Source organism: Nocardioides sp. Root1257 (assembly GCF_001425175.1).
Lineage (GTDB): Bacteria > Actinomycetota > Actinomycetes > Propionibacteriales > Nocardioidaceae > Nocardioides.
Genome location: NZ_LMDV01000002.1, coordinates 67,105 through 80,984, shown reverse-complemented (window position 1 = coordinate 80,984; position 13,880 = coordinate 67,105). Strand labels below are relative to the sequence as shown.

Here is a 13,880-nt window from a genome sequence, read left to right as displayed (position 1 = left end):
TCACCCCAGACGGTCCACGAGCCGGGCGCGGTCGACCACGACGACCCGGCCCCGCCCGAGCTCGACGACGCCCTCGGCCACCAGCCGCTGCAGCACCTGGTTGACGCTGGGTCGGGTGCCGCCGACGAGCTCGGCGAGGTGCTCCTGGGTGAGCGGCACGGTGGCCGGACCGCCGTCCGGGCCGTAGAGGTCGGCGAGCTCGTGCAGCCGCCGCTCCACCCGTCTGTCGAGGCCGTCGTACGTCGCCTCGAGCAACCGCGCCGACAGCTCGTCGATCCGCCGGGCCATCAGCGTGAGCAGCAGCTGGTCGGCGGCCCGGTGCCGGGTCCGGAGGTCGCGGAACTCGCCCGCCGACAGGCTGAGCGTCTCCGCCGGCTCGAGCGCGACGATCGTCGCCGAGCGCACCGACGGCCGGCCCTCGAGCAGCGACAGCTCACCGAAGTAGTCGCCCGGGCCGAGCAGGTTGATCGTCGCGTGCTCGCCGTCGGGCGTGGAGACGCGGACGGCGAGCCGTCCGGTCGCGACCATGTGCAGGCTGTCGGAGGGCTCGCCCTCGTGGACCAGGACGTCGCCGCGGGCGTAGCTGCGTCGGCGGGCGGCCCGCAGCACGCGCTCGCGCTCCTCGGTGTCGAGCGCGGCGAGCAGCGGCCAGTCCATGGCGGAAGTCAACCAGTCCCGTGTCGCCGAGCGGACGGAACGCGCGGCGACGTGGACCTCGAAGGCGACTACTCCGTCACGAAGTCGATGAGCTCCTCGACCCTGCCCAGCAGGGCCGGGTCGAGGTCCTGGTACGAGGAGACCCGGCTGAGGATGTGCTGCCAGGCGCGGGCGGTGTCGGCCTGGTCGCGGTGCGGCCAGCCGAGCTGCTGGCAGACACCCTTCTTCCACTCGATGGTGCGCGGTACGTCGGGCCAGCGCTGGAGCCCGAGCCGCTCCGGCTTCACGGCGGCCCAGATGTCGATGAAGGGGTGGCCGACGATCAGCACGTGCTTGCCGACCGGGGACTTCGCGATGCCCTGGGCGATCCGGCTCTCCTTGGAGCCGGGCACCAGGTGGTCGACCAGGACGCCGACCTTGCGCTCCGGGCCGGGACGGAAGTCGCGCAGGTGCTCGGCCAGGTCGTCGACGCCGCCGAGGAACTCGACCACGACGCCCTCGACCCGCAGGTCGTCGCCCCACACCTTCTCGACCAGCTCGGCGTCGTGCCGGCCCTCGACGAAGATCCGGCTCGCGCGTGCCACCCGGGCCTTCGCGTCGTGGACGGCGACCGAGCCGGACGCCGTGCGCGTCGGCCGGGCGGGCGCGGCGCCGCGCACCGGCGCCGTGAGGATCACGGGGCGCCCCTCGAGCAGGAAGCCCGGCCCGAGCGGGAAGGTGCGGCGCTTGCCGCGCCGGTCCTCGAGGGTGAGCGTGTGCAGGTCGCGGTCGACGGCGACGATCTCACCGACCCAGTCGGTGGTGACCTCCTCGACGACCGCCCCGATCTCGGCCGGTGCCTCGACGGCGCGGCCCCGCTTGGGCGCGCGCCAGTCGGTGGCCAGGACGTCGGTGCCGTAGCGGTCGTGGGTGCTCACCCGCGTCACGCTAGGCGGCGCCACCGACAAGGCCGTGGGGGCGCGCCGTCAGTCGTCGGAGTCGGGTTCGTCACCCTGCGAGTCGTCGGCGGTCTTGCCGCCGAGCACGTCGAGCTCCTCGGGCGACTTCGGGTCGTCCTCGTCGGTCAGCGGCTTGGCGAGCGGGTTGTCGTCGGTGGGCTGGAGGTCCTCGGGGAGGTCCTCGTCCTCGATGGCGTGGGTGGGCTGGTCGTCGCTCATGACCACCAGGTACCCGCTCACACCAGCGGCAACCGCTTCTGGCTGCGCGGGAGCTGGTCGTAGCCACGACGTACGGCGGCCGCCAGCTCCTCGCGGGGGTAGGGCCACTCGGCGGCCTCGAGCGCCTCGGCCACCGGCACGCCGCGGGTGGCGAGGTCGCGGATCGTCTCCGCGACGATGCCGATCGCGTTGCGCTGCTCCTCGACGAACTCGCGGTCGACCGGTGCGCCGTGACCGGGCACGACCACGGTCGTCGAGGTGCTCAGGCTGAGCACGATGTCGAGCGAGAGCGGCCAGTCCATCGGGTAGCAGTCCTCGCCGAACCCGGGCACGCCGTTGCGGGCCATCGACTCCTCGATGAGGTCGCCGGCCAGCAGCACGTCGGCGTCGGGCACGCGGAGCACCAGGTCGCCGCCGGTGTGGCCGCGGCCGGGGTGCACCAGCTCGACCATCCGGTCCCCGAGGTCGAGCGCGACCGCGGACGAGAAGGGGTGGTCGGCGGGCACGATCTCGGTCGCCCGCACCTCGTCACGGTGCGGGTCGTCCGGCTCCTCGTCGTACAGGCCCTTGATCCGCTCGCCCGCCGACACCGTCCGCGCCACGGCCACCTCGTGCGCGTGGATCGGGACGTCGCCGTACGCCGCACGGAACGCGCCGTTGCCGAAGGTGTGGTCGAAGTGCTCGTGCGTGTTGACCACCCCGACCACGCTGCCGGCACCGAGCCGTCGTACGTCGTCGATGACCGCGCGGGCGGCCAGCTCGGACGCGTGCGTGTCGACGACCAGCAGGCCCCGGTCGCCACCGACGAGCGTCACGTTGACGTCGAACCACTCGTAGCGCGCGACCCAGACCCGGTCGGCGATCTCGGTGAAGGTCACCCGGTCAGGGTAGGGCCCTCAGCACAGGCCGGCGTGCAGCCCTCGTCGCAGCATGTCCCCGAGCTCGGTGAGGTCGCGGGCGGTGCGCGCGAACGCGATGACCTGCTCGTGGGCGCCGGTGGCGTCGACCCACTGGATCTTGACGTCGGCGGGGGAGAGGCGCGCGATGCGCACGCCGACGACGTCGGCCTGGCGGGTGCCGGTGCCGAGGCCGATCGCCTGCCGGAGCTCGTCCTGGTGGCACTCGTTGGCGTGCTCGACGGAGCGCTGCAGGTGCCCGCGGTTGAGGTGGTGGACGCGGCTGCGGAACTCGTCCAGCGACACCCGCAGCTGGCGCTCGGCCCGGGCGAGGAGCACGAAGTTGAGGTCCAGGGACACGACGTGGCGCACCTCGTTGCAGCAGTCGCACTGCTCGTAGCCGGTGCGCTCGAGGCGACCGGCGAGGGTCAGTGTGTCGCCGCGCTCGGGTCCACCGCGGGGACCGAGCCCGCTCGTCACGGTGAGCAGTGCGCTGCTGTGCTGCGCGCCGGCGCGGGCGACGGGGGAGTCGGCCGGGCACAGGAAGGTCGGCGTACCCCGGTGGTCGGTGAGGCCGAGCTGCTCGTCCTCGCCGACGGCGTGCTCCTCGCCCTCGATGACGAGGCTCACGCTGGCCGGACAGGCGAGGATGCTGCGTGCGTCCGCCGCGACCAGGCGCGGGTCGACCTCGGGACTGTGGTGCTCGGTCGTGGTCACGCTGACTCCATCCGCTCCGGCTCGAAGACTTAGGTAAGCCTAACCTACTGCGAACTCGGCGATGGCGCACCGGGGCTTCCACGATGTGGCCGTGACCCCGGCGGGTACCCTTGGCACTCCGACCCAGCGAGTGCCAGGAGGAGGCGGACGGGTGCAGGAAGAGCGCAGGCTGGCCGTGCTCCGCGCGATCGTCGAGGACTACGTCGCGACCGAGGAGCCGGTCGGCTCCAAGGCTCTCGTCGAGCGGCACGGGCTCGGCGTCTCGCCGGCGACGGTGCGCAACGACATGGCCGCGCTCGAGGACGAGGGCTACATCACCCAGCCGCACACCAGTGCCGGGCGGGTGCCGACCGACAAGGGCTACCGGCTGTTCGTCGACCGGCTCACGACCGTGAAGCCGATGAGCCAGGCGGAGCGGCGGGCCATCGCCTCCCTGCTCGACGGTGCCGTCGACCTCGACGACGTCGTGCAGCGCTCGGTGCGGCTGCTCTCGCAGCTGACCCGCCAGGTCGCGATCGTGCAGTACCCGACGCTCTCCCGCTCCACCGTGCGCCACATCGAGCTGGTGGCGCTGGCGCCGAGCCGCCTGCTGGTCGTGCTGATCCTCAGCACCGGCCGGGTCGAGCAGCGCCTGGTCGAGCTCGCCGACGACCTGGACGACGCCGCGATCGCCGACCTGCGAGCCCTGGTCAACCGGGTCGCGAACGGCGAGGTGATCGCCGAGGCCAACGCGGCGCTGGCGGCGCTCGTCGGCACCGACGGCCCGGTCGCCCCGGCCACCCAGGCCGTCGTCGATGCGCTCCTCGACGCGATGTCCGACCACCGCTCCGACGAGCGGATCCTGGTCGGCGGCGCCGCCAACCTGGCGCGGTACGGCGACAGCTTCGACTCGGCCGTCCGGCCGCTGCTCGAGGCGCTCGAGGAGCACGTCGTGCTGCTCAAGCTCCTCGGTGAGGCCACCACCGGCGAGCCGATCACCGTCCGGATCGGCCACGAGGGTCCCTACCAGCAGCTCGCGTCCACCAGCGTGGTCGCGGCCGGCTACGGACCCGGCGAGGAGGCGTTCGCCCGCCTCGGCATCGTCGGTCCCACCCGCATGGACTACCCCGGCAGCATGGCCGCCGTCCGGGCCGTCGCCCGCTACGTGTCGCGGATCCTCGACGAGGCCTGAGCCGACACCCACCAGCACCACGCACCAGCACCCCGCACCAGCAACGAAGGAACCACGTGAGCCAGGACCCGTACGAGCTGCTCGGCGTCGGCCGCGACGCCGACGCCGACGCCGTCAAGAAGGCCTACCGGCGACTCGCCCGCCAGTACCACCCCGACGTCAACCCGGACCCCGAGGCGCAGGAGAAGTTCAAGGAGATCTCCCGCGCCTACGAGATCCTGTCCGACCCCCAGAAGCGCGCGGCCTACGACCGCGGCGGCGACCCGTTCGGCGGCGCCGGTGCGGGCTTCGGCCAGGGTCCGGGCTTCTCGTTCACCGACATCATGGACGCCTTCTTCGGCGGTGCCGGTGGCGCTGCACAGGGCGGGCGTGGACCGCGGTCGCGCGAGCGCCGTGGCCAGGACGCGCTGATCCGGATCGAGGTCGAGCTGGCCGAGGCCGCGTTCGGCGTGGCCCGTGAGCTCGTCGTCGACACGGCTGTGCGGTGCAGCACCTGCGACGGCGAGGGCGCCGCCCCGGGCTCGCACGCGATGCCCTGCGACACCTGTCACGGTGCGGGCGAGGTCGCCCACGTCCAGCGCTCGTTCCTCGGCGAGATCCGCACGCTGCGCCCGTGCGCGGCGTGCCGTGGCTTCGGCACCATCATCCCGGACCCGTGCCGCGAGTGCTCCGGTGACGGCCGGGTCCGTGCGCGCCGCACCCTCACCGTCAAGATCCCGGCCGGCGTCGACACCGGCACCCGGGTCCAGCTCACCGGCGAGGGCGAGGTCGGCCCCGGCGGCGGCCCGGCCGGCGACCTGTACGTCGAGATCCACGTCGCGCAGCACGAGGTCTTCACCCGCAACGGCAACGACCTGCACTGCACCGTCACGCTGCCGATGACGGCGGCGGCGCTGGGCACCGTGCTGACGCTGCCGACCCTCGAGGCGGACGTCGTGGCCGACGGCGATGAGCCCGAGACCGACATCGAGACGAGCCTCGACCTCGACGTACGCCCCGGCACGCAGTCGGGGTCCGAGCAGGTCCTCCGCGGGCGCGGCGTCCCGGGCCTGCGCGGCGGTCGCGGCGACCTGGTCGTCACGGTCATCGTCGAGACCCCGACCCGGCTCGACCCGCGTCAGGAGGAGCTGCTGCGCGAGCTCGCGGGGATCCGCGACGAGGAGCGCCCGTCCGGCCAGGTGCACCCCACCAGCCGCTCGATGTTCGGCCGGCTCCGAGACGCGTTCAACCAGCACTGAGGGCACGCACGATGTCGCTGCCGGTCCACCTCGTCCCGACCCTCGACGGCGTCGGGGTCGGTGACGTGGTGACCGTCGAGGGCGACGAGGCGCACCACGCGGTCGCCGTACGCCGGCTGCGGGTCGGCGAGCGGCTTGTGCTCACCGACGGCGCGGGCGTCTCCGTCGAGGGCTCGGTCGGGTCGACCGGCAAGCGGGTCTTCGCGCTGGCCGTCGAGTCGGTCGACCGGGTCGAGCCGGCGAGTCCCGAGGTCGTCGTCGTGCAGGCGATCCCGAAGGGGGAGCGCGGCGAGCTCGCAGTGGAGGTGCTCACCGAGATCGGGGTCGCCCGGATCGTGCCGTGGGCGGCGTCGCGCAGCGTCGCGGTCTGGAAGGGCGAGCGGGCGACGAAGTCCCTCGCGAAGTGGCGTGCCACCGCCCGCGAGGCCGCCAAGCAGGCGCGCAGGTCGTGGTTCCCCGAGGTGTCCGAGCCGGCCTCGACGGCCGACGTCGTCGCGCTCGTGGGCGCGGCCGACCTCGCCGTGGTGCTGCACGAGGCCGCGACCGCGCCGTTCGCCGACCTCGTCGTCCCCGGCACCGGTCGGGTCGTGGTGGTCGTCGGGCCCGAGGGCGGGCTGGCCGAGGACGAGGTGGCGGCGTTCGTCGCGGCCGGAGCGGTGTCGGTGCGGCTCGGCGCCGAGGTGCTGCGCACGTCGACCGCCGGGGTCGCCGCCGTCGCCGCGCTCCTCGCGCGCACGCCGCGCTGGGGCTAGGGCAGCCGCGCGCGGAGCCCGGCGATCAGCGTCTCGACCGAGAAGGCCCAGACGTTCTCGTAGTCGGCCGCGTCCGTCGCGACCGACCGCACCAGGGGGAACGCATCGGCGGGGAGCGCATCCAGCCGCGTCTCGTGCAGGTCACCGCGGGCGACCATGCTGCGCTCCTGGCCGATCATCAGGGCGAGGTAGGCCGCGGTCTTGACCGCAGCGAAGGCGTCGGCGGGGCTGAAGCCGGCGGCCCTGAACGCGGCCAGCGCGACCTCGAACGAGGCGGTCGCCCGAGCTCCCTGGACGGGCACCTGCTGCAGCGCGTGGAAGGCCCCCGGGTGCGTCATGGCGATGCCGCCGACCGCGTCGATGAACCCCCGCACCCAGTCGTCCCAGTCGATCGGACCGGTCGGCAGCTTCGCCTCGTCCAGCAGCAGCTCCACGATGCCGTCGGTGACCGCGTCCCGCGTCGGCACGTGGTTGTAGAGCGAGGTCACGTGCACGCCCAGCTCGCCGGCGATCTTGCGCAGGGTGACCGCGTCCGGACCGTCCCGGTCGGCGAGCCGGACCGCGGTCTGCAGGATCCGCTCCCGCGTCAGTGCCGCCACGCCGTACTCCTGTCCCTTGACAAACCTACGCTGTAGGTTAACACTAACCTACACTGTAGGTCAGCCGAGGAGGAACCGTGTCCATCACCCAGACCGAGCTCGAGAAGAAGCTCGTCGAGCTCATCGACCGCCACGACGTGCCCGGCGCCCAGCTCGCCGTCCTCGACGGCGACACCATCACCGAGGTCGCGGCGGGCGTCCTCAGCCTGCGCACGGGCTGTCCCGCGACGACCGACTCGCTCTTCCTGCCGGGCTCGATCGGCAAGCTCTACACCGCGACCCTGGTGCTGATGCTCGCCGACGAGGGCCTCGTCGACCTCGACCAGCCGGTGCGGAGCTACCTCCCCGACTTCGAGGTGCGTGACCAGCACGCCCGCGACACCGTCACCGTGCGCGACCTGCTCCGGCACACGAGCGGCTTCGACGGCGACGTCTTCATCGACACGGGTCGCGGCGACGACGCCCTCCCGCGCTACATGGACGAGATCCGCGACCTGCCGCAGATCTGCGAGCCGGGCAAGATCTGGAGCTACAGCAACAGCGGGTTCGCGATCCTCGGCCGGCTCGTCGAGGTCGTCGGCGGCGCGGTCTTCGAGGACGCGCTGCGCGAGCGGCTCCTCGGCCCGCTCGGCCTCGAGCACTCGGTCGTCTTCCCGGAGGAGGCGCTCCTGCACCCGATGGCGGTCGGGCACGTGCCGGACCCCGAGGACCCGTCCACCCTCGTCGTCACGCCCCAGTGGGGTCTCTACCGCTCGTGCGGTCCGATGGGTGCGTCGCTGGTTGCCAGCGCCGGCGACGTGCTCCGGTTCGTGCAGCTGCACCTCGACGGTGGCGTGGCCGCCGACGGCACCCGGCTGCTGTCGGCCGAGACGGTGGCCGCGGCGCAGGTGCCCCAGATCTCGCTGGTCGACGACACCGTGCTCGGCGAGGCCTGGGGTCTGGGCTGGATCCTCGACCACTTCGGCGACGTCGGCGTCATCGGCCACGACGGCAACTCCTTGGGCCAGAACGCCTTCATGCGGGTGGCGCCGGACCAGCGGTTCGGCTTCTGCCTGCAGACCAACGTCGAGAGCGCGATGTCGATGTACCGCGAGCTCGCCGCCTGGCTGTTCGAGGACCGACTGGACGTCACGCCGCGGCAGGACCCGGAGCCCCTCGCGACGCAGGCGGTCGCGGACGCGGGCCGGTACGTCGGCAGCTACGAGCGGGAGGGTGTGGCCATCGAGGTCACGCGGGCTCCGGACGGCTCCCTGCTGGCGAGCCTGGAGATCTCGCGTGAAGGAGCCGACACCGAGAACCTGCCGCCGATGGTGGACCTCCCGCTGGTCGCCGTGGCGCGCGACGACTCCTTCCTGCTGAAGCTGCCGATCGCCGACAGCGAGCTGCTCGCGGTCTTCTTCGACCCCGACGACGAGTCGGGTGCGCCGTCGTACCTGCACTTCGGCGGTCGGGCGCACCAGCGGGCCACGGCCTAGCGGGCGAGCAGCTCCTCGACGCGGGCGACCTCGTCGTCGAGGTCTGCTCGCTCGGGCGCGGTGAGGTCGCGGAAGAGCTCGACGACCTCCACCCGGTCGTCCACGGCCCGCCACAGACCCTCGAGCCAGCCGTCGACGAAGATCGTCATCGCGACGCCTCCGTTGGCGCCCATCCAGCGCGCTCGCCTGGCCGGCTCGGTGACCCGGTCGCGTGCCGCGTGGGAGAGCCAGAGGTTGTCGTAGGTGCCGAGGAGCCGCACCGGTGCGGGCGCGTCCTCGTCCTCGAGCGGCGCGTCCGCCACGTCGTACAGGACCTTGCCCGCCTCGTCCTCGTGGCGCTCGAGGTCCATGGCGGCGAGCACCGGACCGAGCCGGGTGACGCCCGACCAGGTGGTGACGTCGGCGGCCGACGCCGGACCGAAGGCGCGCAGGTAGCACTCGACGATCCCCGGCACGTCCGGGTCCCGGAGGGCGCTGTCGAGCCAGTCCTCGATCGGTGCGTAGACCACGCCGCCCCGGCCCTTCCACGTCCCTCGCGGGGGCGTCTGCACCAGCGCGCGCGAGAACTGGGGGACCGGCTCCGGGTGGTTGCGCTGCCCCCGGTCGATCACGGGCTGGGTCCAGGGCCGCAGCTCGAGCGCGTCCTCCGGCGTGAGCAGGTGGATGGTGCCGCGCATCGTGAGGAGCCGGACGAGCGTGCGCTCCTCGAGCGCGCGGGTGACGTCGTACGGGTCGAAGGACGTCAGGCGCGCGTGCAGGGAGAGGTACGGCGGCAGGGTCTCCTGCGCCTGCAGCCCGACCAGGTGGCGCGCCGTCTCCTCCGGCGTCGCGTCGACGCGCTCGAGCAGGTGCTGGCGCCGCAGCAGCGTGCGGTTGAGCCGCTGCCGCGTCAGTCTCACTTGATCGTGATGCTCTTCGTGTCGACCATCGGTCCGGGGCCTTCGCCGCTCGTCGGGTCGTCGGTCTTCGCGACGAAGGTGTAGTCGCCGGCGGGCAGGTCGGAGACGTCGATGTCGGTCTCCCACGGGTAGAGCTTGTCCATCCAGCCGTCGGCCGTCGCCGAGCCCTGGGCCACGACCTCGCCGTCGGCACCGCCCCGATGGATCTCCCACGCCGTCGTGGCCTCGAAGGAGCTCGAGACACCGCTCGCGGTGAAGGTGCCGCTGACGGTCGCGCCCTCCTCCGGTGTGGTCACGTTGACCAGGGCTCGTACGTCGATCTCCGGGTCGTTGCTCGGCTCGCCGCCCAGGCCGAAGAGGTCTGCGGGCTCGCCGTCGAGCGTGAAGGCCAGGGGGAGCCGCTTCTGCGCGATGCCCTGGAGCGTGTAGACGGCCTGCTGCGTGGCGAGCCGCGCCTCGTCGTCCGACATCCCGTCCTGGGGCTGGGTCCAGGACTCGTCGGGCAACCCGACGGTGATCTTGTCGGCGCCCACGTCGACGCTCGTGAAGCTGCCGCTCGGGAAGAGCGTGCTGTAGTCGGGGTCGAGCGCGTCGCCGGCGGTCATCAGCGCGAGCGCCTCGACGGCCGGGTTGTCCGCCTCGACCTTGCGGAACTCGCGGTAGAGCCGCTTGCCCTGCGGGGTGTCGCCGACGAAGTAGACCGGCACCGTCGTGCTGCCCGCGCCCTCCGAGGCCGGCTCGTCCGGGGTCTCGCCGCCACCGTCGTCGGCCGGGTCGGCGGCCTGGGTCGGCGTGCTGTCGGCCGAGGTCGGGTCCGTCTCGTCGCCGCAGCCGGTCAGCCCGACGAGGGCGAGCGCGGACACGGAGGCGAGGGCGGCGAGACGGGTGCGGGAAGACATGAGTCCATCCTTCCGGGCGGCGGTGCTCATCGGACGACGATCGTGCGCGTGTCGGTCGATGCAGTCACGGTGAACCCCGGATCGTCCCGGGTCACCGTGAAGACGTAGGTGCCGGGCTCGAGGCCGGCGAGGTCAACGGTCACCTCCCAGGGACGCATCCCCGCGTCGTCGCTGACGACGGCCGTGCCGTCTCGGACGACGGTCTCGTCCGCGTCGACCAGGGTCCAGAGGATGTGGCGCTCGGGCACGCTCGTGCGGCCGCGGGCGGTCATCGAGCCTTCGTACTCGTTGCCCTCGGCCGGGTCGCTGATACTCACCGGGTTCAGCACGGCAGGGTCCGCGTCGACCGGGCCCAGCAGCACCTCGCCCTCGTGGATGAACCGCACCGGAACGCGACTGCCGAGGTTCGCCTGGAGGGTGTAGACGACCTGCTGTGCCGCCAACGCGGAGATCGGCCCATCGTCGGCCGTCTCGACCTCGATCGTGCCGTGCTGCACCGACGCGTCCAGCAGGTCGCCGGGCGCCCAAGCGGTCGCGTAGTCCGGATCCGCGGGAGGCTGCTCCAGCTGCAGGACCGCACTCAGGAGCGAATCGTTGCCTCGGACGTGGGCGAACTCGCGATACAGCCCGCCCTCCCCGACGTAGTAGATGGGCAGTAGCGGCGGTAGGGCTTCTGCGTCCGGATCGCTGACCCGCGGAGGCAGGATCTCTGACGGCAGGAATCCAGGGTGGTGCATGCCGTGCCCCGCCGGACCGGCGGACTCCTGGGTGTGTTGCAAGGTCGCGACGACGGCGACCGCAGCGGCGGTGCCGACCACGGTTGCGCCGGCGGCCCACCACCAGGGCCGGGCAGCGGCGCGCGCGGGCGACGCCGTACGAGCGCGCAGCTCGGCCAGTCGGTCGGCGGGCTCGACGTCGGCGACGGCGTCCTCGAGCAGGTCGTGGAGATTCACAGCTCCTCCTCCAGGAGAGTCCCGAGGTGGGTGCGCAGGGTGGCGGCGCCACGAGAGGCGTGGCTCTTCACGGCGCCGCGGCTGATCCCGAGGGTGTCGGCGATCTCGGCCTCGGACAGGTCGAGGTAGTAGCGCAGCGCCAGCACCTCGCGCTGTCGCTGGGGGAGGGCCCGCAGCCCGTCGAGCACGGCGGCGCGGCGGTCGGTGACCAGGGCCGCCTGGTCGGCGCCCGGCTCGACCAGGCTCGCCGTACGACGCTCGGCGTGCCGCGCGACGACGGCCCGGTGCCGCAGCGCTGAGCGGGACCGGTTGACGACGGCCTGGCGGAGGTAGGCCAGCGCGCGCTCGGGGTCGCGCAAACGGTCCCACCGACCGTGCACGGCGACGAACGCGTCCTGCACGACCTCCTCGGCCACACCCTGGTCGCGGACGAGCAGCACCGACAGCCGCACCAGCCGGCGCCAGTGCGCCGCGTACAGCTGCTCCAGCGCCTCGTCCGCCGTCCAGGCGGGGCGGTCCGTCACCGTCGTCACGCTAGTGGGACGCCCGAGGCCGTCAGGTGGTTTACTGCGCCGCCGGGGCGTCGGGATGAGACCATCGCCACAGGAGGGGATCGTGGACTGTCTGTTCTGCAAGATCGTCGCGGGGGAAGTCCCTGGGGACATCGTGCACAGCACCGAGCGCACGGTCGCGTTCCGGGACATCAACCCGAAGGCGCCGCTGCACGTGCTGGTGGTCCCGCGCGACCACTACGCCAACGCCGCGGAGCTGGCAGCGGCCGATCCCGAGACGTCGGCCGCCCTGGTCACCTCGGCCGCCGCGGTCGCCGCGGCGGAGGGCTACGACGACTACAACCTGGTCTTCAACACCGGCGCCGGCGCCGGGCAGACGGTCTTCCACGCGCACGTGCACCTCCTCGGCGGTGCCGACCTGAGCGGACTGGTCGGATGACGGCCCACTGGAGGAAGCGGAGCGCGGCGATCGGCGCAGTACTGCTCCTGACGGTCACGCTTGCCGGTTGCGTCCAGGAGGGCAGCGACCGGCGTACCGGCTCGCCCAGCGAGATCCTCAAGCCCCCGGACCCGCCCGGCGTCGAGGCGAAGCAGCTGGCGGCGCTGCCGCCCGGCAAGATGCTCCCGCTGCGCAAGGGCGAGCACCGGATGACGGTCGCGATGCCGGAGTCCTACACGCCGTCGGCCCCGACCGGCGTCGGCACCGACGACTACCGCTGCTTCCTGCTCGACCCGAAGCTCGACAAGGACGTCTGGCTGACCGGCAGCCACGTGCTGCCCGGCAACCCGCAGGTGGTCCACCACGTGATCCTCTTCCGGGTCGCGCCCGAGCAGGTCGCCGAGGCGGAGCAGAAGGACGCCGACGACGACGGCGAGGGGTGGACCTGCTTCGGCGGCACCGGCCTCAAGAACGAGTTCACCAACATCGACGACGCCCCGTGGCTCGCTGCCTGGGCGCCCGGTGGCGACGAGACCAAGGTCCGCGACGGGTACGGCGTCAAGCTCGCCGCCGGCTCCCGGATCGTCATGCAGGTGCACTACAACCTGCTCAAGGGCGCGGCCCCGGACGTCTCCAGCACCCAGCTCCGCTGGATGAAGGGGTCGACCGACCTGACCCCGGTGCACACCTTCCAGCTGCCCGCGCCGGTCGAGATGCCCTGCCGCCCGAACCACGACGAGAGCCCACTCTGCGACCGCGACGCCGCCGTGGCCGACGTGATGGCGCGGTTCGGCAACGCCGGCAACACCAACAGCGCCCTGCACCTCCTGTGCGGGACCGCCGAGGGGAAGCCCGTGCCGTCCAACACGACCTCGTGCCTGCGCTACGCACCGCGCGGGATGACCATCCTCGGCGTCTCCGGCCACATGCACCTGCTCGGCCGGAAGATCAAGATCGAGGTCAACCCGGGTACTCCTGATGCCCGGACGATCCTGGACATCCCGATCTGGGACTTCGACAACCAGGGCACCAAGCCGCTCAAGGAGCCGCTGCACATCGACCAGTACGACACGGTCAAGGTGACCTGCACCCACCAGCAGTGGCTGCGCGACCGGCTGCCGGCGTTCGAGGGACAACCGGACCGCTACATCATCTGGGCCGAGGGCAGCACCGACGAGATGTGCCTCGGCACGCTCCAGGTGGCCTTCGACGACGAGGCCGCTAGCTGAACGCGTAGTAGACGCGCAGCACGGCCAGCACGACCGGAGTGCCGAAGAGCACCAGCAGGCACCACGCCGCGGCCCTGTGACCGGGCTTCGTCGAGTCCAGCCGACCCGCGAAGTCGAGGATCGCGCCCTCGGGCACGTGGTGGGTCAGCCCCATCGCCCGGGCGTGCTCGGGCAGGTGCTGGCCCGCGAACCAGTACGGCGGCGCGTCCTCGGGGAGCTCGGGCTCGTCGCCCCACTCCTCTTCCCCGAGATCGCGGTCGGCCGCCATGCCGGCAACCGTACGCCGC

The 13,880-nt window shown here is 72.7% G+C and carries 17 protein-coding genes; 6 read left to right on the top strand and 11 right to left on the bottom strand.

Annotated features, from left to right (window positions below):
• The 5 genes from ASC77_RS06390 to ASC77_RS06370 all read right to left on the bottom strand — a co-directional run bounded on the left by ASC77_RS06390 (position 1) and on the right by ASC77_RS06370 (position 3,427).
• On the bottom strand, positions 1-657 hold the full coding sequence (locus ASC77_RS06390; protein ID WP_056150217.1) for a Crp/Fnr family transcriptional regulator: 657 nt from the start codon (positions 655-657) through the stop codon (positions 1-3).
• 68 nt (positions 658-725) lie between these two features.
• Positions 726-1,574 (bottom strand): DUF3097 domain-containing protein, encoded by an 849-nt coding sequence (locus tag ASC77_RS06385; RefSeq protein ID WP_056150216.1) that lies wholly within the window; start codon positions 1,572-1,574, stop codon positions 726-728.
• 48 nt (positions 1,575-1,622) lie between these two features.
• On the bottom strand, positions 1,623-1,814 hold the full coding sequence (locus ASC77_RS06380; RefSeq protein ID WP_156390956.1) for a hypothetical protein: 192 nt from the start codon (positions 1,812-1,814) through the stop codon (positions 1,623-1,625).
• Between the two features lie 17 nt (positions 1,815-1,831).
• Positions 1,832-2,692, bottom strand: a complete 861-nt coding sequence (locus ASC77_RS06375) for an MBL fold metallo-hydrolase (RefSeq protein ID WP_056150211.1) — start codon at positions 2,690-2,692, stop codon at positions 1,832-1,834.
• Positions 2,693-2,710: 18 nt separating this feature from the next.
• Positions 2,711-3,427, bottom strand: a complete 717-nt coding sequence (locus tag ASC77_RS06370) for a hypothetical protein (RefSeq protein WP_056150209.1) — start codon at positions 3,425-3,427, stop codon at positions 2,711-2,713.
• Between the two features lie 151 nt (positions 3,428-3,578).
• On the opposite strand from ASC77_RS06370, the gene hrcA reads away from it, so the two are divergent.
• From hrcA to ASC77_RS06355, 3 genes are read left to right on the top strand one after another with little or no spacing between them, the layout of a single operon-like run.
• Positions 3,579-4,598 carry a heat-inducible transcriptional repressor HrcA gene (gene hrcA, locus ASC77_RS06365; RefSeq protein ID WP_156390955.1) on the top strand — a complete coding sequence of 340 codons (1,020 nt, stop codon included), beginning with the start codon at positions 3,579-3,581 and terminating at the stop codon, positions 4,596-4,598.
• A gap of 56 nt (positions 4,599-4,654) precedes the next feature.
• Entirely contained in the window at positions 4,655-5,836 is a 1,182-nt protein-coding gene (gene dnaJ, locus ASC77_RS06360; protein WP_056150206.1) for a molecular chaperone DnaJ, read from the top strand.
• Between the two features lie 11 nt (positions 5,837-5,847).
• Positions 5,848-6,588 carry a 16S rRNA (uracil(1498)-N(3))-methyltransferase gene (locus ASC77_RS06355; RefSeq protein WP_056150204.1) on the top strand — a complete coding sequence of 247 codons (741 nt, stop codon included), beginning with the start codon at positions 5,848-5,850 and terminating at the stop codon, positions 6,586-6,588.
• On the opposite strand, the gene ASC77_RS06350 is transcribed toward ASC77_RS06355, so the two are convergent.
• Positions 6,585-7,187 (bottom strand): TetR family transcriptional regulator, encoded by a 603-nt coding sequence (locus tag ASC77_RS06350; protein ID WP_056150202.1) that lies wholly within the window; start codon positions 7,185-7,187, stop codon positions 6,585-6,587. The two genes, ASC77_RS06355 and ASC77_RS06350, sit on opposite strands and share 4 nt — an antisense overlap.
• Positions 7,188-7,264: 77 nt before the next feature.
• On the opposite strand from ASC77_RS06350, the gene ASC77_RS06345 reads away from it, so the two are divergent.
• Positions 7,265-8,662, top strand: coding sequence for a serine hydrolase domain-containing protein (locus ASC77_RS06345; RefSeq protein ID WP_056150198.1), 1,398 nt, complete (start codon positions 7,265-7,267; stop codon positions 8,660-8,662).
• Here ASC77_RS06345 and ASC77_RS06340 read toward each other — a convergent pair.
• From ASC77_RS06340 to ASC77_RS06325, 4 genes are read right to left on the bottom strand one after another with little or no spacing between them, the layout of a single operon-like run.
• Positions 8,659-9,561 carry a winged helix DNA-binding domain-containing protein gene (locus ASC77_RS06340; protein WP_056150195.1) on the bottom strand — a complete coding sequence of 301 codons (903 nt, stop codon included), beginning with the start codon at positions 9,559-9,561 and terminating at the stop codon, positions 8,659-8,661. The two genes, ASC77_RS06345 and ASC77_RS06340, sit on opposite strands and share 4 nt — an antisense overlap.
• Positions 9,558-10,460 carry a Gmad2 immunoglobulin-like domain-containing protein gene (locus ASC77_RS06335; RefSeq protein ID WP_056150192.1) on the bottom strand — a complete coding sequence of 301 codons (903 nt, stop codon included), beginning with the start codon at positions 10,458-10,460 and terminating at the stop codon, positions 9,558-9,560. Before ASC77_RS06335 ends, ASC77_RS06340 begins: the two co-directional genes overlap by 4 nt.
• A gap of 26 nt (positions 10,461-10,486) precedes the next feature.
• Positions 10,487-11,413, bottom strand: coding sequence for a Gmad2 immunoglobulin-like domain-containing protein (locus ASC77_RS06330; RefSeq protein ID WP_056150190.1), 927 nt, complete (start codon positions 11,411-11,413; stop codon positions 10,487-10,489).
• Positions 11,410-11,937 (bottom strand): SigE family RNA polymerase sigma factor, encoded by a 528-nt coding sequence (locus tag ASC77_RS06325; protein WP_235547515.1) that lies wholly within the window; start codon positions 11,935-11,937, stop codon positions 11,410-11,412. Before ASC77_RS06325 ends, ASC77_RS06330 begins: the two co-directional genes overlap by 4 nt.
• Before the next feature lie 91 nt (positions 11,938-12,028).
• Between ASC77_RS06325 and ASC77_RS06320 the strand changes: the two genes are divergently transcribed.
• A complete protein-coding gene (locus tag ASC77_RS06320) occupies positions 12,029-12,364 on the top strand; it encodes an HIT domain-containing protein (protein ID WP_235547512.1) in 336 nt (111 codons plus the stop codon).
• On the top strand, positions 12,361-13,593 hold the full coding sequence (locus ASC77_RS06315; protein ID WP_056150180.1) for a hypothetical protein: 1,233 nt from the start codon (positions 12,361-12,363) through the stop codon (positions 13,591-13,593). The genes ASC77_RS06320 and ASC77_RS06315 overlap by 4 nt, the downstream gene beginning before the upstream one ends.
• Here ASC77_RS06315 and ASC77_RS06310 read toward each other — a convergent pair.
• Entirely contained in the window at positions 13,586-13,861 is a 276-nt protein-coding gene (locus ASC77_RS06310; protein WP_056150177.1) for a hypothetical protein, read from the bottom strand. The genes ASC77_RS06315 and ASC77_RS06310 overlap by 8 nt on opposite strands.
• Positions 13,862-13,880 lie beyond the last annotated feature (19 nt).